The sequence below is a fragment of the Luteimonas qiangzhengi genome, assembly GCF_039548515.1.
Lineage (GTDB): Bacteria > Pseudomonadota > Gammaproteobacteria > Xanthomonadales > Xanthomonadaceae > Luteimonas.
In genome coordinates, this window is sequence record NZ_JBCLVE010000002.1 from 168,211 (window position 1) to 192,302 (window position 24,092).

A 24,092-nucleotide genomic window follows, 5' to 3' on the forward strand; every position below is an offset into this window, starting at 1 on the left:
GTACGGAGGACGCTTTTTCAGGCTGGAGATACCTGGCTCCGGTTCAGCCAACGTGCGTGGCCAGCCGCTGCCCGAGGCGGACCGGCGTCTCAGCGCCGAGCTCGGGCGAGAGTTCGGCCACGCCCGGCGGCAGCAGCACAACCACGGTGGAGCCGTAGTTGAAGCGCGCCATCTCGGCAAAGCGTTCAAGGGTGATGCCCTTGCCGCGGTAGTCCTTGCGGGTGATCTGCTTGCCGTAGGCGGGGATTTCCTCACCGGCCCAGACGGTTTCCACGCCCGAGACCAGCAGCGCGCCGACCATCACCATGGCCATCGGCCCGAAGTCGGTATCGAAATGGCACACCAGGCGCTCGTTGCGGGCGAACAGCCGCGGCACGTGGCGCACTGCGGCGGTGCCCACGCTGAACAGCCGGCCGGGCACGTGCACGGTCTCGCGCAGGGTGCCGGTCCAGGGCATGTGCACGCGGTGGTAGTCCCGCGGAGACAGATACACGGTGGCGAAGGCGCCGCCCTCGAATGCCCGGGCATCGTCGGCATCACCCAGCAGCTCCGCCGCGGTGAACGACTGGCCCTTGGCCTGGAAGATGCGCCCGGCATCATCCGCGTCGCCGATCGGCCCGCACTGGCTGATATGGCCATCCGCCGGCATCAGCAGGCTGGCTGGATCGGGATCGGCGATGCGCGCCCCGGGCTTGAGCGCCCGGGTGAAGAAGGCATTGAAGCTGGAATAGGCGCGGGGATCGGACTCGGCCGCTTCGCCCAGGTCCACGTTGAAACGCCTGGTCACGGTGTCGATCAGCCAGCGGCTGGTGCGCGGGCTCTGCGAATAGGCCATGCGCCGGGCGAGGGAAGACAGCAGCCGGTGCGGCAGCACCCAGGTGAGTGCGGTAATCGGATCCATCAGGAAGCTCTGGTCGTCAGTTGCGCGAGGCTTCGGTGAGCATGCGCAGATCGGCGGCAATCGCCTCGGGATCCAGCGGGCCCTGCAGCACACCGGCCATGCGGGCCTGCGGGTCGAGGATTGCCATCGCCGAGGAATGATCAATGCTGTACTGGTCTTCCGGCACGCCATCCGGCGCCGGCACCTTCATGAACACCAGCGACAGCGAGCGGGTGAGCTCTTCAAGTGCGGGAATGTCCGCCGTGGCCCCCAGGGTGTCGCGGTGGAAGGCCGAGATGTAATCACCGATCCGGTCGGGGCTGTCGCGCTCCGGGTCCACCGAAACAAACAGCACGCGCGGGCGCACGCCGTCCGGAATGTCCTCCCACTGGCGCTGCGCCTGGCCCAGCTGGGTCAGGGTCATGGGGCACACATCCGGGCAGAAGGTGAAGCCGATGAACACGATGGTCCAGTGACCGTGCAGCTCACCCGGCAGCAGCTGGGTGCCGTCGGATTGCTGTAGGGCGAAATCAGGCAGCTCGCGTGGCTGTGGGAACAGGCTGATCGCCCGGGTTTCGGGCTGGCCGCCCGTGGTGCCGGGGCCGGAAAGGATCTTCTGGGCGGTCAGCAGGCCCAGGCCAGCGGCCAGGGCGACGACGAGGATGATGAGCGTGGTGCGATTGAACATTGTTCATTCCACTTGGGCGGCGTCCATCATACCCGCGTGGCCGATATACTTCCCGGTTCCATTGCCGCCGCGGACACCGCTGCCATGACCGATGAACTCCGTACCATCATCGACCTGATCCGCTACGGTGCCAGCCGCTTCAACGCGGCCGGGCTGGCGTTCGGACACAGTTACGACAACGCCCTGGACGAATCCACCCAGCTCACCCTGCACGCCCTGCACCTGCCGCACGACCTGTCGCCGGTGTACGGCCAGTCGCGGGTCACCCTGGCCGAAAAGGAAGACGTGCTGGCGCTGTTCCTGCGCCGCATCGAGGAGCGCGTACCCGCCGCCTATCTGACTGGCGAGGCCTGGTTCGCCGGCCTGTCGTTCAAGAGCGACGAGCGGGCCCTGGTGCCGCGCTCGCCGATCGCCGAATTGATCCTGGAAGGGTTCGAGCCGTGGATGGGCGGGCGCGACGTGCGCCGGGCGCTGGACCTGTGCACCGGCTCGGGCTGCATTGCCATCGCCATGGCCCACTACAACCCCGACTGGCACGTGGACGGGGTTGACCTGAGTCCGGAAGCGCTGTCGCTGGCCCATGAGAACGTGGCCCGCCAGAACGTGCACAACGTCCGCCTGCTGGAATCGGACCTGTTCGAAGGCCTGCATGGCGAGCGCTACGACCTGATCGTCACCAACCCGCCGTACGTCACCAACGATGAAACCGACGCGCTGCCGCCCGAATACGTGCACGAGCCCGAGATGGGCCTGCGTGCCGGCGACGATGGCCTGGACCTGGTGCTGAAGATCCTGCGCGACGCCCCGCTGCACCTGAGCGAGGACGGCGTGCTGGTGTGCGAGGTGGGCGATTCCGAGCGCGCCGTGGTCGCACTGCTGCCGGAACTGCCGCTGGCGTGGGTCGATTTCAAGGTCGGACAGATGGGCGTGTTCGTGGCCGAAAGGCGTGACCTGGTGCATCACAACGCCCGGATCAGCGAGCTGGCCGCCGCGCGTGAGCCGGAGGCATCCCGCACATCGGCAGGCTCCGGCGCGGATTTGTTCTGAGTTCCGTGTCCAACACCTTCGGCCAGCTGCTACGGGTCACCACCTTCGGTGAATCACACGGGCCGGCGATCGGCTGCGTGATCGATGGCTGTCCGCCGGGCATCGCCATTGCAGTGGAGGATTTCAGCGTCGATCTGGCGCGCCGCGCCACCGGGCGCAGCCGCCACACCTCGGCGCGGCGCGAGGAGGATGCGGTGGAGATCCTGTCCGGCGTGTACGAAGGCCGCACCACCGGGACGCCGCTCGCCCTGCTGATCCGCAACACGGATGCACGCAGCAAGGATTACGACCGCATCGCCGGGCAGTTCCGGCCCGGGCATGCGGACTATGTCTACTGGCACAAATACGGCATCCGCGATCCGCGCGGCGGCGGCCGCGCATCGGCGCGCGAGACCACCATGCGCGTGGCTGCCGCGGTGATCGCGAAGAAGTGGTTGGCCGAGCGTCATGGTGTGCGCGTGCGCGGCCACCTGGCGCAGATCGGCGACATCGTTCCGCGCAGCCACGACTGGACGGTGGTGGAGGCGAACCCGTTCTTCTGGCCGGATGCCTCCCAGGTGTCCGAGCTGGAGGCCTTCATGGATTCGCTGCGCAAGTCCGGCGATTCGGTAGGCGGTCGAGTGCGGGTGGTGGCTGACGGCGTGCCGCCCGGCTGGGGCGCGCCGGTCTACGGCAAGCTCGATGCTGGCCTGGCCGCAGCGATGATGTCGATCAACGCGGTCAAGGGCGTGGAGATCGGCGCCGGCTTCGACGCGGTGACCCAGAAGGGCAGCGAGCACCGCGATGTCATGACGCCCGATGGCTTCCGTTCCAACCATGCCGGCGGCGTGCTGGGCGGCATCAGCAGCGGGCAGCAGGTGGTGTGCAGCGTGGCGTTCAAGCCGACCTCCAGCCTGCGGCTTCCGGTGGAGGGGCTGGATGAAACGGGCGAGGTGGTGGACATCGTGACCACCGGTCGCCACGACCCCTGCGTCGGCATCCGTGCCACGCCTATCTGTGAGGCGATGATGGCGCTGGAATTGATGGACCAGGCGCTGCGCCACCGGGCGCAGTGCGGTGATGTGGACGGGATGGCGCCGCGGATCGCGGCTTCTGTCCCAGAGGGCAATGGCAATGAATGAGCAGGCCGGCAAGCAGCACACGGCAAGGCCGCTGAAGATGGCGGTGGTTGGCGCGACAGGCACCGTGGGCGAAACGATCCTCTCCATCCTGGCCGAACGCAGGTTTCCGCTTGAAGGGCTGGTGGCCCTGGCCAGCGAGCGCTCGGCAGGAAGCACTATCGACTTCGGCGTTGAGGACGAGCTGGTGGTGCAGGATCTCGCCACGTTTGATCCGGCAGGCATCGACATTGCGTTTTTTGCAGCCGGCGGGGCGGTCTCGCAGGAGCACGCGCCGCGGTTCGCTGCCGCCGGAGCGGCGGTGATCGACAACTCCTCGGCCTTTCGCCAGGACCCGGACGTGCCCCTGGTGGTCGCCGAGGTCAATCCGGACGACCTGGCCCATCGGCCGCGCGGGATCATCGCCAATCCCAACTGTTCGACCATGCAGATGATGGTGGCGCTGGCACCGATCCACCGAGCGGTGGGCATCGAACGCATCAACGTGGCGACCTATCAGTCCGTGTCCGGCGCCGGTCGCGCGGCCATGGAGGAGTTGGGGCGCCAGACCGGCGCGCTGCTCAACTTCCAGGGCGCCGTGCCGGAACGGTTCCCGGTGCAGATCGCGTTCAATGTGATTCCGCATATCGACGAGTTCCTGGACAACGGCTACACCCGCGAGGAGATGAAGCTGGTGTGGGAAACCCGGCGGATCCTGGGCGATGAATCCATCCAGGTGAATGCCACCGCGGTGCGCGTGCCGGTGTTCTACGGGCACGCCGAGGCGGTCCACATCGAGACCCGCGACAAGATCGACGCGGCCAGGGCCCGGGAGCTGCTGCAGTCCGCACCCGGCGTCACCGTGGTGGACGAGCGGGCGCCGGGCGGCTATCCCACGCCGGTCACCCACGCATCCGGCGATGATCAGGTCTACGTCGGCCGCATCCGCGAAGACCTGTCGCATCCGCGCGGGCTGAACCTTTGGGTCGTATCCGACAACATCCGCAAGGGCGCCGCGTTGAATGCGGTACAGATTGCCGAGCTGGTTGCCGCACGGCTGTGAGACATTGCGGACCGGCGCTGCAGGCGGCTAGAGTCGGAACGCGCAAAAGGGGGACAGGCATGCTGATGAGATGGAGATTCGCGTGGACGCTGGTGCTGGCGCTTATGGCCAGCCCCGCGTTCGCACTTGGGCTGGGTCAGATCCAGGTGCGCTCCCAGCACGGGGAGCCGCTGCTCGCGGAAATCCCCATCGTTTCCAGTGATCCCAATGAGCTGCGCCAGCTGCGCGTCAGCCTTGCTTCGCCCGAAACGTTTGCCCGCATCGGCCTGCAGCCGCCGCAGGGCGTGGTGCGCGACCTGCAGTTCAACGTGGCGCTGGACGCGTCCGGCCGGCCGGTTGTGCGGGTCACCAGCGGCGTGCCGGTTGACCAGTCGCTGCTGACCTTCCTGATCGAAGCCGACTGGGGGCAGGGCCGGCTGGTGCGTGAATACTCCGCGCTGCTGGACGTCCCGGACGCCCTTGCCGCGCCCGCGCAGCCGTCGATCCAGGCACCCGTGGCCGATGCTGGCGACAGGATCATCCGACCCGCGCAGACAGCGCCCGCGTCCGCCGCTGCGGAGGGACAGCAAGCGGAGGACCCGGAGACCGTCTCGACGCCTGATTCCTTGGTCGAGGCTGACGATCCCGCGCAGGCACAGCCGGCTCCAGCGTCCGAACCGGCTCCTGCGGTTGCTGCTGCCCCGGCTGTTCCGAGCTCTTCGCCGGCTGCTTCGGCAACAGGCGAGCTCGCACCGGTCCAGGCCGGTGACGCGCTCAGCACCATCGCCCAGCGCCTTGCCAGCGATCAGGGCGTGAGCACCAACCAGATGATGCTTGCGCTGCTGCGCACCAATCCGGGTGCGTTCATCGGCGGCAATATCAACCTGCTGCGCGAAGGCGCGGTGCTGCGCATTCCCGATCGTGAGGATGTGCTGCAGCAGTCGACTGCGGAAGCGACCGCCGAAGTGCGCAGCCACGTGGCCCGCTGGCGCGAAATGTCCGCGCCCCGGCCCCAGCCGATGGCTTCGGCTGCTGCCTCGGATACGACGGACCAGGCTGCGGAAGAAGTCGCAGGAGATCAGCAGGCGCCGTCCGGCACGCAGACTGCCGATGCACGGCTTGAAATCGCGCCCTCGTCCTCAGCGGATGGCGGCCAGGCGGGAACACGATCCGGCATTGCCGCCGGTGGCGAGGGTGAGATGTTGCGACAGGAACTGCAGGAAACCCGGGAAACGCTGGCCGCGCGCGATGCGGAGGTCGATGAGCTCAAGATGCGCCTGGCCGATCTGGAGCAGCTGCAGGGCAAACAGCAGCAGCTGATTGAACTCAAGGACAGCGAGCTGGCCGCCGTGCAGCAGCGCTTGGCCGAGTCCAATCAGCAAGCGGCGCCCACCTTGGCCCAGGCCAACGAATCCGGCGCCAGTGCGCCCGAAACGGCCCAGGGCGGCAGCGGTGCCGGGCTGTGGATCGGCCTGGGATTCGTATTGATCCTGGCCGCGGTCGTGGCCTGGCTCAGGAGCCGGCGCAAAGATGAATCGACCAGCGGGCCAGCCGGCTCAGCCGGTCCGGCCGGCGCGGGCGGCCACCGCCGATCCGCCGGCACGCCGGCCTGGCACGCGGGCGGCGCAGGTGCGGTGGCTGGTGCGACGCCGGCGAACACGGTGTCCAGGCAAGATGGCGCGGCGACTGCAGCCACTGAGACCGACCAGGACACCGGCCATGAATCCGGCGGGACGGTAGTCGCCGCCGAAACAGATGTCGGGCCTGCAGATGTCCGGCCTGCCGAGCCGGTCCGGGAAGACCCGCTCCCTCCAGTTGCGCCCACGGTCGCACCCGAGCCTGAAACCTTCACGGCCCAGACTCCCTCGCTGGACGCAGACCCGGATGAGCCCTCCGGCCACGACCTGCTTGCCGGCGCCGAAGAGCGGCTGGAACTGGCCAAGGCCTACGTCGAGCTGGGCGATATCGACACCGCCCGCGACCTGCTGCGGGAAGTGGTCGGATCCGGTACCCCGGGTGAGGCCGCCGAAGCTGAGCGCCTGCTGGTCGAACTGGCCTGACCGCCGGTTGCACCAGGGCCCGGAATTTCCCCCATGCGTTTTGCGATAGGCGTTGAATACGACGGCAGCGATTTCCACGGCTGGCAGCGGCTGAGCCAGCCGGGCGAACCCGGGCCTGCGACGATCCAGAGTGCGCTGGAGCAGGCGTTGTCGCGGGTGGCGGACACGCCGGTGGCCACCGTGTGCGCCGGGCGTACCGACGCCGGCGTGCATGCCATCTGCCAGGTGGCCCATTTTGACAGCGACGTGCCGCGCCAGCCGCGGGCCTGGGTCCTCGGCACGAGCGCGAATCTTCCGCCATCCGTCGCGGTGCGCTGGTGCGTGCCGGTCGCCGATGATTTCAGCGCGCGGTTCTCCGCCCGTGCGCGCCGCTACCGCTACCGGATCATCAATCGGCCGGTGCGCGCGGCGCTGCAGCGCCAATACCTGGCCTGGGAGCGCAGGCCGCTGGACGCCGACGCCATGCACCGCGCTGCCCAACTGCTGCTGGGGGAACAGGATTTTTCCAGCTTCCGCACCGTGCACTGCCAGGCCGAACACGCACGCCGTGAGCTGCAATCGATCAGCGTGCGGCGCAGTGGTGAAGAGGTGCTGGTGGACGTGCAGGCCAATGCGTTCCTGCACCACATGGTCCGCAATATCGTCGGCTCGCTGCTGGAAGTGGGTGCAGGCGAGCGCCCTGAAGGCTGGATCGGCGAGGTGCTGGCGGCCCGCGATCGCACTGCAGCCGGGCCTACGGCGCGCGCGGCGGGGCTGACTTTCCTCGGTCCGCTGTACCCTGCACATTGGAATCTTCCCGGAGAAGTCAGCCAGTGAAACGGACCCTGTTCCGCACCAGGATCAAGTTCTGCGGCATGACCCGCGCCGGCGATGTCCGCCTGGCCGGCGAGCTGGGAGTGGATGCAATCGGGCTGGTGTTTGCCGAGGGCAGCTCGCGCAGGCTGGAGCCGGAAGAGGCGCGTGCGCTGCGGGTGGCGCTGGCCCCGATGGTCAGCGCAGTCGCGGTGTTCCGTGACAACACCCAGCGCCAGGTGCGCGAGGCGGTGCGCCAGGTGCGGCCCACGCTGCTGCAGTTCCACGGAGACGAGGAAGACAGCTTCTGCCGCAGCTTCGGCGTACCCTATATCAAGGCCGTGGCGATGGGCGATGCGGCCAGCCGCGTTGAGATGGACACGCTGCGGCTGCGCTGGCCTTCCGCGATGGCATTCCTGTTCGATGCCCACGGCAGTGAGGTGGAGCCGGGCAGCGGCCGCGGCTTTGACTGGTCGCGCTTGCCGACGGGCAGCGAAATGCCGTTCCTGCTGGCAGGCGGGCTCGGCCCGGACAATATTTACGCGGCTGCGTTGGCGACCCTGCCCTGGGGCGTGGACGTGGCCAGTGGGATTGAAAGCGCGCCGGGTATCAAGGACGGCGAGCTGATGCGACGGTTCGTTGAACAGGTACGCCGCGCAGACTGCCAGGAGATCGGCGACGAGCCGCGGAACGGAAATGACTGACACAATTGATTACCGGGCGTGGCCCGATGCGAATGGCCGCTTCGGCCGTTTTGGCGGCCGCTTCGTGGCCGAGACCCTGATCGGCCCGCTGGAAGAGCTGGCTGCGGCCTATGACGCCGCCCGCGTGGATCCGGAGTTCATTGCCGAATTCGAGCAGGACCTGAAGCACTACGTGGGCCGCGAAAGTCCGATCTATCACGCCCGCCGGCTGAGTGAAGAGACCGGCGGCGCGCGCATCCTGCTCAAGCGCGAAGACCTGAACCACACCGGCGCGCACAAGATCAACAACACTATCGGACAGGCGCTGCTGGCGACCCGCATGGGCAAGCGCCGGATCATTGCCGAGACCGGGGCCGGCCAGCACGGCGTGGCCACGGCCACGGTGGCGGCGCGGCTCGGGCTCGAGTGCGTGGTCTACATGGGCGCGACCGATATCGAGCGGCAGAAGATCAACGTCTACCGGATGAAGCTGCTCGGCGCCGAGGTGGTGCCGGTGAAGTCCGGCTCGGCGACCCTCAAGGACGCGCTCAACGAAGCCATGCGCGACTGGGTCACCAACGTGGCCGACACCTTCTACATCATCGGTACCGTGGCCGGGCCTGATCCGTATCCGCGCATGGTGCGTGATTTCAACGCGGTGGTCGGGCGCGAAGCGCGCGCGCAGGTGCAGGACCAGTACGGACGGCTGCCCGACGTGGTCACCGCCTGCGTGGGCGGCGGCAGCAATGCGATCGGAATCTTCCACGCCTTCCTCAACGACCGCGATGTCCGCATCGTCGGTGCGGAAGCGGCGGGCGAGGGCATTTCCACCGGTCGCCACGCGGCGTCGCTGTCCGCCGGCCGGCCGGGCGTGCTGCACGGCAACCGCACCTACCTGCTGTGCGACGACGATGGCCAGATCAGTCACACCCACTCGGTGTCGGCCGGACTGGACTATCCGGGCGTCGGACCCGAGCACGCGTTCCTCAAGGACACCGGGCGCGCCGAGTACATGGGCGTGACCGATGACGAGGCGCTGGCCGCGTTCCACACGCTGGCCCGCACCGAGGGCATCCTCCCCGCGCTGGAGTCCAGTCATGCGGTGGCCCAGGCGATCAAGCTGGCGCGTGAACTTCCGCGCGACGGGATCGTGCTGTGCAACCTGTCCGGCCGGGGCGACAAGGACGTGCACACCATCGCCGAGCGCGAAGGGGTGGAGGTATGAGCCGCCTGGACCGCCGCTTCGCGGAGCTGGCAGAAAGTGGCCGCAAGGCATTGATTCCCTTCATCACCGCCGGCGACCCGTCGCTTGAGGCGCTGGTGCCAGTGATGCACGCCTCGGTGACGGCCGGCGCGAATGTGATCGAGCTGGGCATGCCGTTTTCCGATCCCATGGCAGACGGCCCGGTGATCCAGCGCGCCTCAGAGCGTGCATTGGCGCGCGGAGCCGGTCCGGATTACGTATTCGACGCGGTGCGGACTTTCCGTGAGCGCGATCCGGATACCCCGGTGGTGCTGATGGGATATCTGAACCCGGTCGAGATCCGCGGGCCGGAGCGCTATGCCCGCCAAGCCGCGGAAGCCGGTGTGGACGGCGTGCTGCTGGTGGACCTGCCGCCGGAAGAAGCCGACGAATACCGCGAGGCGTTCGGGCAGGCCGGCGTCGCCCTGATCCTGCTGCTCTCACCAACCACGGGGCCGGAGCGGCTGGAGAAGCTGTGCGCCCTGGCCAACGGTTATCTCTACTACGTCAGCTTCGCCGGGGTGACGGGGGATTCCGGTCGACTTGACGCAGGCGCGGCGGGAGAACGCCTGCGGGTGATCCGCGAGCGGGCGGGCGTACCGGTTGTGGTGGGCTTTGGTATCCGCGATGCCGACAGCGCCCGGGCGATGGCGGCCGACGCCGATGGCGCGGTGGTCGGCAGCGCGCTGGTGTCGGCGATGGAAGCAGCCGACAGTCCCGACGCCGCAGCGCAGGCCGCAGCCGCCTTCCTGGCCCCGTTACGCGCCGCGTTGGACGCCTGAACGCTTATCCGATCAACAGCTTGCGGGCAGCTCCGGACACCGGGTCACAGATGCTGGCCCGTCGGGCCGCCTGCTAGACTTGCCCATCCGCGCTGCCGGACATTTCCGGCGCGCCGCCGTCGATCATCACAACGGACGAAAACGAATTGAGCTGGCTGAAAAAACTGATGCCCGGTGCCATCCGCACCGAAACCGGTGCCCCGCGCAAACGCAACGTGCCCGAAGGGCTGTGGGAAAAATGCGACCGCTGTGGCGCGATCCTGTATCGGCCCGAGCTGGAGCAGAACCTCGAGGTCTGCCCCAAGTGCAATGCCCACCGCGCCATCCGCGCGCGTGCACGGCTGCGCGGCTTCCTTGATGCCGGCGTCGGCACCGAGATCGGCGCCGAACTCGGGCCAACCGATGTGCTGCGCTTCCGCGACCAGAAGCGCTACAGCGACCGGATCAAGGCCGCACAGAAAGCCACGGGCGAGCGCGATGCGCTGGTGGTGCTGGAAGGCACGCTCAAGCAGCAGCCGATCGTGGCCGCCGCCTTCGACTTCGCCTTCATGGGCGGTTCGATGGGGTCCGTGGTGGGCGAGCGCTTCGCCCTCGGCGTCGAGCGCGCCCTGGAGCTGGGCTGCCCGTTCGTCTGCTTTGCCGCCAGCGGTGGTGCGCGCATGCAGGAGAGCCTGTTCTCGCTGATGCAGATGGCCAAGACCTCCGCCGCGCTGGGCCGCCTGCGCGCCGCCGGGCTGCCCTACATCTCGGTCATGACCCATCCGACCACCGGTGGTGTTTCGGCGTCGTTCGCCATGCTGGGTGACATCAACATGGCCGAACCGGAAGCCCTGATCGGCTTCGCCGGGCCGCGGGTGATCGAGCAGACCGTGCGCGAGACGTTGCCGGAAGGCTTCCAGCGCAGCGAATTCCTGGTTGAGCACGGTGCGATCGACCAGATCTGTGACCGGCGCGAGCTGCGCGATCGCATTTCGCGCCTGCTGGCGATGATGATGAAGCAGCCGCAGCCCGCGCCTGATCCCGAGGTGGCCGCGTGAGCCGGAAGTATTTTGGCACCGACGGCATCCGTGGCCGGGTCGGGCAGTCGCCGATTTCAGCGGACTTCGTGCTGCGCCTGGGCAACGCCTATGGCCATACGCTGGTGGAGGCCAGGCAGGGGAGTCGCAAGCCGCTGGTGGTGATCGGCAAGGACACCCGCATCTCCAACTATATGTTCGAAGCGGCCCTCGAGGCCGGCCTGGTGGCGGCCGGGGTGAACGTGCAGCTGATGGGGCCGATGCCGACGCCGGCCGTTGCCCACCTGGCGCGTTCGCTGCGTGCCGATGGCGGGATCGTGATTTCGGCCTCGCACAACCCGCACCACGACAACGGCATCAAGTTTTTTTCCCACGAAGGCGAAAAACTGGACGATGCCACCGAGCTGGCGATCGAGGCCGCGCTGGAGCAGCCGTTCCGCACCGTGGACTCGGACAGGATCGGCAAGACCGTGCGCACCCGCGATGCGGTGGGACGCTATCTGGAAGCGAGCAAGTCATCGCTGCAGCGGGGCTTTGAGCTCAATGGCATGCACGTGGCCATGGACTGCGCCAATGGCGCCACCTACAAGGTCGGTCCGCTGGTGCTGCGCGAACTGGGCGCCCGCGTGAATGCCATCGGCGTGGATCCGGACGGGCTGAACATCAACGAAGGGGTGGGAACCACCCATCCCGATGCGCTGGTGAAGCACGTTGAGGCAACGGGCGCGGATCTGGGTATCGCCTTTGACGGCGACGGCGATCGGGTGATGTTTGTCGCGCCTGGCGGGCGCGTCGTCGACGGCGACGACCTGCTCTACATCCTGGCCTGCGACTGGCAGCAGACCGGTCGGCTCAAAGGGCCGGTCGTCGGCACCCTGATGACCAACTACGGCTTCGAGCGCGCCCTGGGCGAGCGTGGCATCGACTTCATCCGCGCCAAGGTGGGTGACCGCCACGTGCACCAGGCCCTGCTCGAGCACGATGGCGTGCTGGGCGGCGAAGCATCCGGGCACCTGCTGTGCCTGGATCGCGCCAGTACCGGTGATGGCATCGTTGCCGCGCTGCAGGTGCTGGAGGTACTCAAGCGCCGCGACATCAGCCTGAGCGAGGCACTGCAGGGTCTGGAAAAAGTCCCGCAGAAAACCGTGAACGTGCGCTATGAAGGCGGCAAGCTGCCGGTGGATGCGCCTGAAGTGCAGCAGGCCCTGGCCAGCGCCCAGTCTGCGGTGCAGGGCAGGGGACGCGCCTTCCTGCGGCCTTCGGGCACCGAGCCCGTGGTGCGGGTGACGGTGGAAGCCGATGATGATGCGCTCATGCAGAACACTCTTGATGCTCTGGCCGCGGTAGTCCGCGCGTCAGCGGCCTGAACGACTGACGGAGATCGAAATGTCTTCACGTATTCCCACGCTGGATATCCGGCGTTTCGACAGCGACCGCGAGGCCTTCGTGGCCGAGTTGGGCGCCGCCTACCGCGAATGGGGCTTCGCCGGCATCAACGGCCATGGCATTCCGCAGGCTGATATCGATGCCGCCTACGAGGCGTTCAAGGCGTTTTTCGCACTGCCCGAGGAAACCAAGCGGAAATACCACGTGCCCGGCGGTGGCGGTGCGCGTGGCTATACCCCGTTTGGCGTGGAGACGGCCAAGGGCTCCAAGCACTTCGACCTCAAGGAGTTCTGGCACATCGGTCGTGAGATTGCCGATGACTCCAGGTACCGCGATGTGATGCCGCCGAACCAGTGGCCGGAGGAAGTGCCCGGGTTCCGCGAGCATGGTTACGGGCTCTACCAGGCGCTGGATGCGCTGGGTTCGCGCGTGCTGAGCGCGCTGGCGCTGCACATCGGTCTGGCGGAAGACTTCTTCGCTGACAAGACCAACTTCGGCAACTCGATCCTGCGGCCGATCCACTACCCGCCGATCACCGCCGACGACATCCCCAACGTGCGCGCCGGCGCGCATGGCGACATCAACTTCATCACCCTGCTGGTTGGCGCCAGCGCCGCGGGGCTTGAGGTGTTGTCCAAGCAGGGCGAATGGGTGCCGTTCACTTCCGCGGGCGACACCATCGTGGTCAATATCGGCGACATGCTTGAGCGCCTGACCAACCATGTGTACCCGTCGACGATCCACCGGGTGGTGAATCCGCCCGGGGAGCAGGCGCGTGAGCCGCGCTATTCGGTGCCGTTCTTCCTGCATCCGAACCCGGATTTCCTGATCGACGTGCTGCCTTCGTGCATCAGCGCCGACAACCCGAGCCGTTACCCCGAACCCATCACCGCCCAGGGTTTCCTGGACGAGCGGCTGAAGGAAATCAAGCTCAAGTAACAGCTGACAACTTCCATCAGTGCCGGAATGCTTCCGGTACCAGTGGATAGAATTGATCCCCTCATGATTTCAACTGGAGTCGATATGCGCCCACGGATCGTGGCAGGAAACTGGAAGCTCAACGGTGATCGCGCGTTTGCCAATGCGCTGCTGCAGGGCATGACTGCCGTGGGCGTGGCTGATGGCGTGCAGGCGATCGTGCTGCCGCCGTATGCCTACCTGCCGGAACTGGTAGGCAACTGGAAGGGCCGGGGTTTCTCCTTTGGCGCCCAGGACGTGAGCGAGCATCCAAATGGCGCCTACACCGGTGAAATCTCCGCGGCCATGCTGGCCGATGTCGGGGCCACCCATACTCTGGTGGGACACTCCGAGCGCCGCCAGTACCACGGCGAGGACAGCGCCCTGGTGGCGCGCAAGTTCATGGCGGCCAAATCGGCCGGACTGGTGCCGATCCTGTGCGTTGGCGAGACCCTTGAGGACCGCGAAGCGGGCAATACCGAGGCCGTGATCGGCAGCCAGCTGGCTCCGGTGTTCGAGATCGGCGGCGCGCAGGCGCTGGACGGGGCGATCGTCGCCTACGAGCCGGTCTGGGCCATTGGTACCGGCCGCACCGCAACCACGGAACAGGCGCAGCAGGTGCACGCATTCATCCGTAGCGAGGCGGCCAGACAGGATGCTACAATCGCCGGCTTGCTGCCGATCCTCTATGGCGGCAGTTGCAAACCCGACAACGCCCCCGCGCTGTTTTCGCAGCCTGACGTTGACGGTGGGTTGATCGGCGGCGCCTCCCTGGCGGCCGCGGATTTCCTCGCCATCATCGCCGCTGCGGCGCGCTGACCAACGGACCCGATCCGATGCTGCTGTACGTACTCAATATCCTGTTCGTGATCGTCGCCATTTCGATGGTGGTGCTGATCCTCATGCAGCGCGGCACCGGTGCCGCGGCCGGCTCCGGTTTCGGGGGCGGCGCTTCGTCCACCGTCTTCGGTGCGCGTGGCTCGGCCAGCTTCCTGACCAAGGCGACCAAGTGGCTGGCGATTACGTTCTTCGCCATCACCCTGGCCATGGCCTGGTTTGCCACCCGCAACGCCAGCCTGGGTCAGATGCAGCAGGACATGGGCATCATGGGCTCGGTCCCGACGGTGCCACAGGCGCCGGTGGCTGACCCCACTGTGCCCCAGGCGCCCGAGATCACTGCTCCGGCCGAAGAGGGCTCCGTGCCCGCCGTGCCGCAGGCTCCGGCGGAAGGCTCCGAACAGGAGACAGAAGGCAACTGACAGGGGGTACAATCCCCGGGTTGCGCAAGGTTTCAAAGCGGTGGTTCAAAGCGGTTTCAGTGCCCAGGTGGCGGAATTGGTAGACGCACTACCTTGAGGTGGTAGCGACGAGAGTCGTAGGGGTTCGAGTCCCCTCTTGGGCACCAACAACCAGGCCGGCGTGATTGCCCGGCCATTATCGCAACCCCGCCCAGCGCGGGGTATTTTGTACGTGCGCAGGCAAACTCCAATCCTTTACTCACCGGTTCAGGATTAGTTACAATTGAACAGGTGGACCTGATAATCCGGGTCCCGTTTTTTTGACCCTCCATCATTGCGAAGGATGGTCTCCCGGCGCGAAAGCGCCCAGCGACGGCCGCGATGCGGCCGCTAGCCGAGAGAACAACGCGTGCTGGCCGAATACCTGCCCACTTTGCTGTTCCTGATCGTCGCCACAGGCATTGGCGTCGCCCTGCTGATCATCGGTCGGCTGCTCGGACCGAAGAGTCCCAACGCAGAGAAGCTGTCACCGTACGAATCGGGTTTCGAAGCATTCGAAGATGCGCGCATGCAGTTCGACGTGCGCTATTACCTGATCGCGATCCAGTTCATCGTCTTCGATCTTGAAATCATCTTCATCCTTCCGTGGGCCACGGTCTTCCGCGACCTCGGCATGGTGGGACTGGTGGAGATGGGCATCTTCGTGGGCCTGCTGCTGCTGGGCTTCATTTACGTGTGGAAGAAGGGAGCCCTGGAATGGGAGTGACGCAGACAATCCGCAAGGTTGCTGACATGGCCAGCAACCCGGAGCCGGAGGCGCGGCTGGATGACATCCTGCGCCCCGGGGGTGACAACCCGCTGCTTGAGCGCGGCTTCGTCACCACCAACTCCGACACCCTGTTGAACTGGGCGCGTACCGGCTCGATGTGGCCGGTCACGTTTGGCCTGGCCTGCTGCGCCGTGGAAATGATGCACGCCGGCGCCGCGCGCATGGACATGGACCGTTTCGGGGTGATCTTCCGTCCGTCGCCGCGCCAGGCCGACGTGATGATCGTGGCCGGCACGCTGGTCAACAAGATGGCCCCCGCGCTGCGCAAGGTCTACGACCAGATGCCCGACCCCAAGTGGGTGATTTCCATGGGCAGCTGCGCCAATGGCGGCGGCTACTACCACTATTCCTATTCGGTCGTTCGCGGCTGTGACCGGGTGATCCCGGTTGACGTGTACGTACCTGGCTGTCCGCCGACCGCCGAAGCGCTGGTCTACGGCATCCTGCAGCTGCAGCGCAAGATCCGCCGCGCCAGCAACTTTGGTGATGAGCCGACGGGGCAGCGCAATGGCTGATCGGCATCTGGCGCTGGCAGAGCGCCTGCGCGAACGCTTCGACGGCGCCGAGGTCAGCGTGACCGGCTCGCGCGCGGAAGTTGGAATCATGTTGCAGGCCGACCAGTGGCTGTCCGCATGCCAGGTGCTGCGCGACGAGTTCGGCTTCGAACAGCTGATCGATCTGTGCGGCGTGGACACCCTTGGATACGGTACCGATGAGTGGGACACCGGCGTGTCCTCGCACGGCTACAGCCGCGGCGTTGTCGGTCGCGGACCCGGGCGTTTCGCATTCGGCCAGACCCACAGCCAGCAGCTGGAACAGCCGGCGGGCGAGGGCGCAGTGCCGGTGCCCGAGCGCCGCTTTGCCACTGTGGTGCAGCTGCTGTCCGTGCAGCACAACCTGCGCCTTCGGGTGACGGCATTCGCGCCTGACGAAGAAGTACCGATGCTGCACTCGCTGACCGGTATCTGGCCGGTGGCCAACTGGTTCGAGCGCGAGGCGTTCGACCTGTTCGGCATCGTGTACCAGGGTCATCCGGACCTGCGCCGGATCCTGACCGACTACGGATTCGTGGGCCATCCGTTCCGCAAGGACTTCCCGCTGATCGGCAACGTCGAGGTCCGCTACGACCCCGAGCGCAAGCGCGTGGTGTATGAGCCGGTGACCTCGGTGGAGCCGCGGGTGACCGTGCCCAAGGTGATCCGTGACGACGCCCGCTATGCCACTTCGGCCGGTGAGCAGGTTGATTACAGCCCGACCCCCGGTATCGGCCCGGCCGATGCAGGAGCAGTGAAATGAGTTCGGTGTCAAATTCCGGCGCTGGAGCTGCTGACGTGAATATCGACTCCCCTGACCGGGAGATCCGCAGCTACACGATGAACTTCGGTCCCCAGCATCCGTCCGCGCACGGCGTGCTGCGCCTGATCCTGGAAATGGAAGGCGAAACCGTGCTGCGTGCCGACCCCCACGTGGGCCTGCTGCACCGCGCCACTGAGAAGCTGGCCGAGTCCAAGCCGTTCAACCATTCGATCGGCTACATGGATCGCCTCGACTACGTGTCGATGATGTGCAACGAGCACGCCTACGTGCGCTCCATCGAGACCCTGATGGGGATCGAGGCGCCGGAGCGCGCGCAGTGGATCCGCACCCTGTTCGACGAAATCACCCGCATCCTCAACCACCTGATGTGGCTGGGCGGCAACGCGCTGGACCTGGGCGCGATGGCGGTGATGCTCTACGCGTTCCGTGAGCGCGAGGAGCTGATGGATGTGTACGAGGCGGTCAGCGGCGCGCGTATGCACGCGGCCTACTACCGTCCCGGCGGCGTGTACCGCGATCTGCCCAACACGATGCCGAAGTACCGCGAATCGCCGTGGCGCAAGGGCGCGAAGCTCAACCGCTTCAACGAGTGGCGCGAGGGCTCGATGCTGGATTTCCTGGAAGCCTTCGCCAAGGACTTCCCGGGTCGCGTCGACGAATACGAAACCCTGCTCACCGACAACCGTATCTGGAAGCAGCGCACCGTCGGCATTGGCGTGATCCCGCCCGAGCAGGCGCTGGCCTGGGGCATGACCGGTCCGATGCTGCGTGGCTCGGGCGTGGAATGGGATCTGCGCAAGACCCAGCCGTATGCCAAGTACGCCGAGGTCGATTTCGACATCGCTGTGGGCGTGAATGGCGATTGTTACGACCGTTACCTGGTGCGCATGGCCGAGATGCGCCAGTCGATCCGGATCGTCGAGCAGTGCGTTGCATGGCTGAAGGCCAACCCGGGCCCGGTCATGGTGGACAACTTCAAGGTGGCGCCTCCCTCCCGCGAGGAGATGAAGGACGACATGGAAGCCCTGATCCACCATTTCAAGCTGTTCAGCGAAGGCTACAGCGTGCCGGCGGGCGAGACCTACCAGGCAGTGGAAGCGCCCAAGGGCGAGTTCGGCTGTTATCTGGTTTCCGACGGCGCCAACAAGCCGTTCCGCGTGCACCTGCGTGCGCCGGGCTTCGCCCACCTGTCGTCCATGGACACGGTGGTCAGGGGACACATGCTGTCCGACGTGGTGGCCATGATCGGCACCTATGACGTCGTGTTCGGCGAGATCGACAGGTAAGGACGATGAAAGCGACAGGCAATTTCGAGAAGGCTCGCAATGTCGACCCGATGGTGGCGCTCAGCGACGACACCCGTGCGACGATTGACCATTGGGTGGGCCGGTTTCCTGCGGACCGCAAGCGCTCGGCGGTGATCCAGGCGCTGTTCGCCGCCCAGGAGCAGAACGGCGGCTGGCTGAGCGACGAGATCATCGCCGCGGTGGCCAGGTACCTTGATCTGCCTCCGGTCTGGGCCTACGAAGTGGCCAGCTTCTATTCGATGTTCATCGTCGGCGAAGTCGGGCGCAACAACGTGGCCTTCTGCACCAACATCAGCTGCTGGCTCAATGGGGCCGACGAGCTGGTTGCCCACGCGGAAAAGAAGCTGGGTTGCAAGCTGGGTGAGAGCACCGCCGATGGCCGCGTGTTCCTCAAGCGTGAGGAAGAGTGCGTGGCCGCATGCTGCGGCGCGCCGGTACTCCTCATCAACGGCAATTACCACGAGAAGCTCACCACCGCGAAGGTGGACGAGCTGCTCGACGGACTGAAGTGAGTCGAAGCACGATGGCGCATTACTTCAACAAGATTTCCGAGGGTCGCGGGCCGGTAGGTCCGGCGCCAAAGGAGCATCAGGCTGTCTACACGACGCTGCACTTCGACAAGCCCTGGTCGTATGAGAACTATCTCAAGACCGGTGGCTACAGCGCGCTGCGCAAGGTGCTGGAAGAGAAGATCCCGCCGGCCGACGTGATCGAGATGGTCAAGCAGTCGGGCCTGCGTGGCCGCGGCGGCGCGGGCTTCCCGACCGGGCTGAAGTGGAGCTTCATGCCCAAGGACTCGGGCATGCAGAAGTACATCCTGTGCAACTCGGACGAATCCGAGCCGGGCACCTGCAAGGACCGCGACATCCTGCGCTACAACCCGCACTCGGTCATCGAGGGCATGGCGATCGCCTGCTATGCCACCGGTTCGTCCGTGGGTTACAACTACATGCGCGGCGAGTTCCACCATGAGCCCTTCGACCACATCGAAGAGGCGCTGTCGGAGGCTTACGCCAACGGCTGGCTGGGCAAGGACATCCTCGGCTCGGGCGTGGACATCGACATCATCAACGCGCTGGGCGCGGGCGCCTACATCTGCGGTGAGGAAACCGCACTGATGGAGTCGCTGGAAGGCAAGAAGGGACTGCCGCGGTTCAAGCCGCCGTTCCCGGCCAACTTCGGCCTGTACGGCAAGCCGACCACGATCAACAACACCGAAACCTTTGCCTCGGTGCCGGCGATCCTGCGCAACGGGCCGGAGTGGTTCCTCAACCTGGGCAAGCCGAACAACGGCGGCTCCAAGATCTTCTCGGTGTCCGGGCATGTGCAGAAGCCGGGCAACTACGAAATCCGCATGGGCACGCCTTTCAGCGAGCTGCTGGAGATCGCCGGGGGACTGGCGCCGGGGCGCAAGCTCAAGGGCGTGATTCCCGGTGGTTCGTCGATGCCGGTGCTGCCGGGCGAGACCATGATGGAACTGACCATGGATTACGACAGCATCCAGAAGGCCGGCTCCGGCCTCGGCTCGGGTGCGGTGATCGTGATGGACGACACCACCTGCATGGTGCGTGCGTGCCAGCGCATCGCCCGTTTCTACATGATGGAAAGCTGCGGCCAGTGCACCCCGTGCCGCGAAGGCACCGGTTGGATGCATCGCATGATTACCCGCGTGGTGGATGGCCTGGCGACGGTCGATGACCTGCACGTGCTGCGTGCAGCGGCCGGGCAGATCGAAGGACACACCATCTGTGCCTTCGGTGAAGCCGCGGCCTGGCCGGTGCAGGGCTTCCTGCGCCACTTCTGGGACGAATTCGAATACAGGATCGTCAACGGCCGTTTCCTGGTCGATGACGAACGCAGCGGCACCGTGGTGCCCAAGGCGGTGGTGGCATGAGCGCCCAGCCAGTCAATCCAAACCTGCCACCGGACCACGTGACCGTCTTCATCGACGGCGTGGAGATGGCGGCACCCAAGGGTTCGATGATCATCCAGGCCGCCGACAAGGCCGGGATCCAGATCCCCCGTTTCTGCTACCACGACAAGCTGGCAATCGCGGCCAACTGCCGCATGTGCCTGGTCGAAGTGGAAAAAATGCCCAAGCCGGCGCCGGCGTGTGCCACGCCGGTGATGGACGGCATGAAGATCACCACGCGCAGCGAAAAGGCGCTCAAGTCACAGCGCAACGTGATGGAGTTCCTGCTGATCAACCACCCGCTGGATTGCCCGGTCTGCGACCAGGGCGGCGAGTGCGAGCTGCAGGATCTGTCGATGGGTTATGGCCGCTCGGTCAGCCGCTTTGTGGAACGCAAGCGCACCGTGGCCGACGAGAACCTCGGGCCGCTGGTTGCCAGCGAGATGACCCGCTGCATCCACTGCACCCGCTGCGTGCGCGTGACCGAGGAAATTGCCGGCACGCATGAGCTGGGCACCATGTACCGCGGTGAGAACCGCCAGATCGGCACCTATGACGGCAAGCCGCTGACCACCGAGCTGTCCGGCAACGTGATTGACGTCTGCCCGGTAGGCGCGCTGACCAACAAGGTGTTCCAGTTCCGCGCCCGTCCGTGGGAAATGATTGCCAGGGAGTCGCTGGGTTATCACGACCCGTTGGGCAGCAACCTGTTTATGCATCTGCGCCGTGGCGAAGCCATGCGCGTGGTGCCGCGCGACAACGAAGAAGTCAACGAGTGCTGGCTGTCCGACCGCGACCGCTACTCGCATCAGGGCCTGTACGCAGAGGATCGCGCCACCGTGCCGATGCTGCGCGACGGCGACGCCTGGCGCGAAGCCTCGTGGGATGAAGCGCTGGCGCGTGCCGCGCAGATCCTGCGAGACAACGCCGCTGATGACCTGGGCATGCTGGTGCATCCGGCCACTTCGAACGAAGAGGGCGCGCTGCTGGCACGCCTCGCGCAGGGCCTGGGAACCGCCAACATCGATCACCGCATCGGTCAGGTGGATGCTGCAGGTGCCGGGGCGGCCGAACCGTTCGCCATGCCGGTCGCTGATGTCTCCACTGCCGACGTAGTGGTGATCGTGGGCAGCAACCTGCGCCACGAAGTGCCATTGCTGCACCAGCGCGTGCGCCAGGCATGGCGCAAGGGCGCGCAGGTACACGTGATCAACCCGGTCGATTTCGAGTTCACCTTCGACATCGCCAGCAAGCGCATCGTCGCTCCGTCGCGCATGGCTGACGCGCTCGAATCCGGCGAGCTCGCCGGGATCCTGCGCAATGCCGACCGCGCCGCGGTGATTGTTGGCGCGCTGGCCGAATCCGGTCCGCACGCCGCCAGCATCCGTTCGGCGGCGACCGCACTGACCGGTTCCACTGGCGCCGCACTGTGCCGGATCCCGCAGGGTGCGAACGCGCTTGGCCTGGCCAATGCGGGTGTGCTGCCGGCTTCACGCGATGCCCGCGCCATGCTGGCGGAGCCGCGTTCGGCCTACCTGTTGTACGGAATCGAGCCGGGGCTGGATTTTGCCGACCAGGCACCTGCACTGCAGGCACTGAAGGGCGCCCAGGTGGTTGCATTCAGCCATTTCGCCTGCGAATCCACTCGCGCCGTGGCCGACGTCATCCTGCCGGTGGGCATGCTGCCCGAGATCGACGCGACCTTGACCAACCTCGACGGTCGCGAACAGCAGGCCGTCGCCGGCGCCAAGCTGCCCGGCGATGCGCGTGCCGGCTGGCGCGTGCTGCGCGCCCTGGGTGGAAACCTGGAGCTTCCGGGCTTCGAGTTCACCGAACTTTCAGGCCTTCGCGCCGGGATCACGGCAGCTGGCGTTGCACAGCGTGACGGGTCGAAGGGCGCCGATGCCAACGTGGCCGCGGGTGGCGACCACAACGGCAGCGGTTTCGAGCTGGCAATCTCTCCGGCGATCTACCGCAGCGATGCGGTGGTCCGCAGGGCGGCTGCGCTGCAGGCCCATCCGCTCACCCTTGGTCCTCAAATCAGCATCAATCCTGATGATGCCCAACGCATTGGAGTGTCCGACGACGCCATGGTGAAGGTTTCCAACCATGCCGGCACCGCCACCCTGAAGGTTTCGGTGAGCGATCGCGTCGCCGCCGGTTCCGTCTGGGCTGAAAGCGGCTACGGTGCAACCGCCGCCCTGGCGGCCGGTCGCGTGGAGGTGCTGCCGGCATGACCACCGCGCAAGTTCTGACCCAGTGGACGGCACCGCTGCACGAGTTCCTGCTCGGTCTGGGGGCCATCGGCGTGGTGATCTGGATCGTGCTCAAGATCCTGGCCATCGCCGTGCCGGTGATCCTTGCCGTGGCCTTCTATGTCTGGTGGGAGCGCAAGCTCATCGGCTGGATGCATATCCGCCACGGACCCAAGTACGTCGGCTTCGGCATCCTGCAGACCTTCGCCGACGTCTTCAAACTCCTGTTCAAGGAAATCATCCGGCCCACGCGGGCCAGCCCGGTGCTGTTTATCCTGGCACCGCTGATCACCCTTGCGCCGGCTTTTGCAGCCTGGGCGGTCGTGCCGTTCGACGTGCAGCTGGTGCTGTCCAATGCCAATGCGGGCCTGCTGTATCTGCTGGCCATGACCGCGCTCGGCGTCTACGGCGTGATCCTTGCCGGCTGGGCGTCGAACTCCAAGTACGCGTTCCTGGGCGGCATGCGTGCTGCTGCACAGATGGTCAGCTACGAGATCCCGATGGGCTTCTCCCTGGTTGGCGTGCTGATCGCCGCCGGCAGCCTGAACCTGAGCGACATCGTGTTGGCGCAGCAGGGCGGGGCGGGCATGTTCAGCTGGTTCTGGCTGCCGCTGGCACCGCTGTTCGTGATCTATTTCGTGTCCGGGCTGGCCGAGACCAACCGCCTGCCGTTCGACGTGGTCGAGGGCGAGTCGGAGATCGTTGCCGGGCACATGGTGGAGTATTCCGGGTCGGCGTTCGCGCTGTTCTTCCTGGCCGAATACGCCAACATGCTGTTGATCAGCTTCCTCACCGCCACGTTCTTCATGGGTGGTTGGCTGTCGCCGCTGCCCGCCGCGTGGATTCCCGATCTGCCGGTGCTTTCGGTGGTGCTGGGTGATGGCTGGTGGTGGCTGTTCGTCAAGGCGTTCTTCTTTGCCAGCTGCTTCGTGTGGTTCCGGGCCTCGTTCCCACGTTATCGCTACGACCAGATCATGCGTCTGGGCTGGCGGGTGTTCATCCCGATCAGCATCGCCTGGATCGTGGTGACCGCGCTGATGGCCTACTTCGGCATCCTGGAAGGAGTGCAGCGATGAACCGTTTTGCTAGCTGGTTCCGGAGCCTGTTCCTGTTGGAAATGCTCCGTGGCCTGGCGTTGACTTTCAAATACCTGTGGCGCCCTAAATACACGCTGATGTACCCGATGGAAAAGGTGCCGCAGTCACCACGTTTCCGCGGGCTGCACGCGCTGCGTCGCTACCCCAACGGGGAAGAGCGCTGCATTGCATGCAAGCTGTGCGAAGCGGTCTGCCCGGCGTTGGCGATCACCATCGATTCGGAAAAGCGCGATGACAACACGCGCCGGACCACGCGCTACGACATTGACCTGTTCAAGTGCATCTATTGCGGGTTCTGCGAGGAATCGTGCCCCGTTGACTCGATCGTGCTGACCCACGTGCACGAATACCACTTTGAAAACCGCGGTGAAAACGTGGTCGAGAAGCCACAGCTGCTGGCGATCGGCGACCGGCTTGAGGCCGAGATCGCAGAACGCCGCACCGCCGACTCCGCCTACAGGTAA

The 24,092-nt window shown here is 66.2% G+C and carries 24 protein-coding genes and 1 tRNA gene; 23 read left to right on the forward strand and 2 right to left on the reverse strand.

All coding sequences use genetic code 11. The features are described 5' to 3' along the window. Positions 1–43: 43 nt before the first annotated feature. Entirely contained in the window at positions 44–901 is an 858-nt protein-coding gene (asd, locus tag WCE59_RS01005; RefSeq protein ID WP_343256838.1) for an archaetidylserine decarboxylase, read from the reverse strand. Between the two features lie 16 nt (positions 902–917). After that, complete coding sequence (locus WCE59_RS01010; protein WP_343256839.1) at positions 918–1,568, reverse strand: SCO family protein; 651 nt, start codon at positions 1,566–1,568, stop codon at positions 918–920. Between the two features lie 84 nt (positions 1,569–1,652). Here WCE59_RS01010 and prmB point away from each other — a divergent pair, with 84 nt between their 5' ends. From prmB to nuoI, 23 genes are all read left to right on the forward strand, one after another. After that, on the forward strand, positions 1,653–2,615 hold the full coding sequence (gene prmB / locus WCE59_RS01015) for a 50S ribosomal protein L3 N(5)-glutamine methyltransferase (RefSeq protein ID WP_343256840.1): 963 nt from the start codon (positions 1,653–1,655) through the stop codon (positions 2,613–2,615). Between the two features lie 5 nt (positions 2,616–2,620). Next, the gene (gene aroC / locus WCE59_RS01020) at positions 2,621–3,736 is read left to right on the forward strand and encodes a chorismate synthase (protein WP_343256841.1); all 1,116 of its coding nucleotides are present in this window, start codon (positions 2,621–2,623) and stop codon (positions 3,734–3,736) included. Continuing rightward, positions 3,729–4,775, forward strand: a complete 1,047-nt coding sequence (locus tag WCE59_RS01025; RefSeq protein ID WP_449284067.1) for an aspartate-semialdehyde dehydrogenase — start codon at positions 3,729–3,731, stop codon at positions 4,773–4,775. Before aroC ends, WCE59_RS01025 begins: the two co-directional genes overlap by 8 nt. Before the next feature lie 65 nt (positions 4,776–4,840). Next, positions 4,841–6,814, forward strand: coding sequence for a FimV/HubP family polar landmark protein (locus tag WCE59_RS01030; RefSeq protein WP_343256842.1), 1,974 nt, complete (start codon positions 4,841–4,843; stop codon positions 6,812–6,814). Positions 6,815–6,847: 33 nt separating this feature from the next. Next, positions 6,848–7,630 carry a tRNA pseudouridine(38-40) synthase TruA gene (truA, locus tag WCE59_RS01035; RefSeq protein ID WP_343256843.1) on the forward strand — a complete coding sequence of 261 codons (783 nt, stop codon included), beginning with the start codon at positions 6,848–6,850 and terminating at the stop codon, positions 7,628–7,630. After that, positions 7,627–8,310 carry a phosphoribosylanthranilate isomerase gene (locus tag WCE59_RS01040; protein ID WP_343256844.1) on the forward strand — a complete coding sequence of 228 codons (684 nt, stop codon included), beginning with the start codon at positions 7,627–7,629 and terminating at the stop codon, positions 8,308–8,310. The genes truA and WCE59_RS01040 overlap by 4 nt, the downstream gene beginning before the upstream one ends. Continuing rightward, positions 8,303–9,514, forward strand: a complete 1,212-nt coding sequence (trpB, locus tag WCE59_RS01045; protein ID WP_343256845.1) for a tryptophan synthase subunit beta — start codon at positions 8,303–8,305, stop codon at positions 9,512–9,514. The genes WCE59_RS01040 and trpB overlap by 8 nt, the downstream gene beginning before the upstream one ends. Then, positions 9,511–10,314, forward strand: a complete 804-nt coding sequence (gene trpA, locus WCE59_RS01050; RefSeq protein ID WP_343256846.1) for a tryptophan synthase subunit alpha — start codon at positions 9,511–9,513, stop codon at positions 10,312–10,314. Before trpB ends, trpA begins: the two co-directional genes overlap by 4 nt. A 146-nt stretch (positions 10,315–10,460) precedes the next feature. Beyond that, positions 10,461–11,351, forward strand: coding sequence for an acetyl-CoA carboxylase, carboxyltransferase subunit beta (gene accD / locus WCE59_RS01055; protein WP_343256847.1), 891 nt, complete (start codon positions 10,461–10,463; stop codon positions 11,349–11,351). Continuing rightward, positions 11,348–12,697: a phosphoglucosamine mutase gene (gene glmM / locus WCE59_RS01060; RefSeq protein WP_343256848.1), complete on the forward strand. Its 1,350-nt coding sequence runs from the start codon at positions 11,348–11,350 to the stop codon at positions 12,695–12,697. Before accD ends, glmM begins: the two co-directional genes overlap by 4 nt. 19 nt (positions 12,698–12,716) lie before the next feature. Beyond that, a complete protein-coding gene (locus WCE59_RS01065; RefSeq protein WP_343256849.1) occupies positions 12,717–13,655 on the forward strand; it encodes an isopenicillin N synthase family dioxygenase in 939 nt (312 codons plus the stop codon). An 84-nt stretch (positions 13,656–13,739) separates the two neighbouring features. Further along, positions 13,740–14,492: a triose-phosphate isomerase gene (gene tpiA / locus WCE59_RS01070; protein WP_343256850.1), complete on the forward strand. Its 753-nt coding sequence runs from the start codon at positions 13,740–13,742 to the stop codon at positions 14,490–14,492. Positions 14,493–14,509: 17 nt separating this feature from the next. Beyond that, positions 14,510–14,932: a preprotein translocase subunit SecG gene (secG, locus tag WCE59_RS01075; protein WP_343256851.1), complete on the forward strand. Its 423-nt coding sequence runs from the start codon at positions 14,510–14,512 to the stop codon at positions 14,930–14,932. Positions 14,933–14,993: 61 nt separating this feature from the next. After that, positions 14,994–15,078: transfer RNA gene (locus WCE59_RS01080), tRNA-Leu, on the forward strand. Positions 15,079–15,320: 242 nt separating this feature from the next. Next, positions 15,321–15,677, forward strand: a complete 357-nt coding sequence (locus WCE59_RS01085) for an NADH-quinone oxidoreductase subunit A (protein ID WP_343256852.1) — start codon at positions 15,321–15,323, stop codon at positions 15,675–15,677. Continuing rightward, complete coding sequence (locus tag WCE59_RS01090; RefSeq protein ID WP_343256853.1) at positions 15,668–16,255, forward strand: NuoB/complex I 20 kDa subunit family protein; 588 nt, start codon at positions 15,668–15,670, stop codon at positions 16,253–16,255. Before WCE59_RS01085 ends, WCE59_RS01090 begins: the two co-directional genes overlap by 10 nt. Then, on the forward strand, positions 16,248–17,036 hold the full coding sequence (locus WCE59_RS01095; RefSeq protein WP_343256854.1) for an NADH-quinone oxidoreductase subunit C: 789 nt from the start codon (positions 16,248–16,250) through the stop codon (positions 17,034–17,036). The genes WCE59_RS01090 and WCE59_RS01095 overlap by 8 nt, the downstream gene beginning before the upstream one ends. After that, a complete protein-coding gene (locus tag WCE59_RS01100) occupies positions 17,033–18,343 on the forward strand; it encodes an NADH-quinone oxidoreductase subunit D (RefSeq protein WP_449284068.1) in 1,311 nt (436 codons plus the stop codon). The genes WCE59_RS01095 and WCE59_RS01100 overlap by 4 nt, the downstream gene beginning before the upstream one ends. A gap of 5 nt (positions 18,344–18,348) precedes the next feature. Next, positions 18,349–18,876 (forward strand): NADH-quinone oxidoreductase subunit NuoE, encoded by a 528-nt coding sequence (gene nuoE / locus WCE59_RS01105; protein ID WP_343256855.1) that lies wholly within the window; start codon positions 18,349–18,351, stop codon positions 18,874–18,876. An 11-nt stretch (positions 18,877–18,887) separates the two neighbouring features. Continuing rightward, positions 18,888–20,258: an NADH-quinone oxidoreductase subunit NuoF gene (gene nuoF / locus WCE59_RS01110; RefSeq protein WP_343257097.1), complete on the forward strand. Its 1,371-nt coding sequence runs from the start codon at positions 18,888–18,890 to the stop codon at positions 20,256–20,258. Further along, positions 20,255–22,513 carry an NADH-quinone oxidoreductase subunit NuoG gene (nuoG, locus tag WCE59_RS01115; RefSeq protein ID WP_343256856.1) on the forward strand — a complete coding sequence of 753 codons (2,259 nt, stop codon included), beginning with the start codon at positions 20,255–20,257 and terminating at the stop codon, positions 22,511–22,513. Before nuoF ends, nuoG begins: the two co-directional genes overlap by 4 nt. After that, positions 22,510–23,607 (forward strand): NADH-quinone oxidoreductase subunit NuoH, encoded by a 1,098-nt coding sequence (nuoH, locus tag WCE59_RS01120; RefSeq protein ID WP_343256857.1) that lies wholly within the window; start codon positions 22,510–22,512, stop codon positions 23,605–23,607. Before nuoG ends, nuoH begins: the two co-directional genes overlap by 4 nt. Then, the gene (gene nuoI / locus WCE59_RS01125; RefSeq protein WP_343256858.1) at positions 23,604–24,092 is read left to right on the forward strand and encodes an NADH-quinone oxidoreductase subunit NuoI; all 489 of its coding nucleotides are present in this window, start codon (positions 23,604–23,606) and stop codon (positions 24,090–24,092) included. The genes nuoH and nuoI overlap by 4 nt, the downstream gene beginning before the upstream one ends.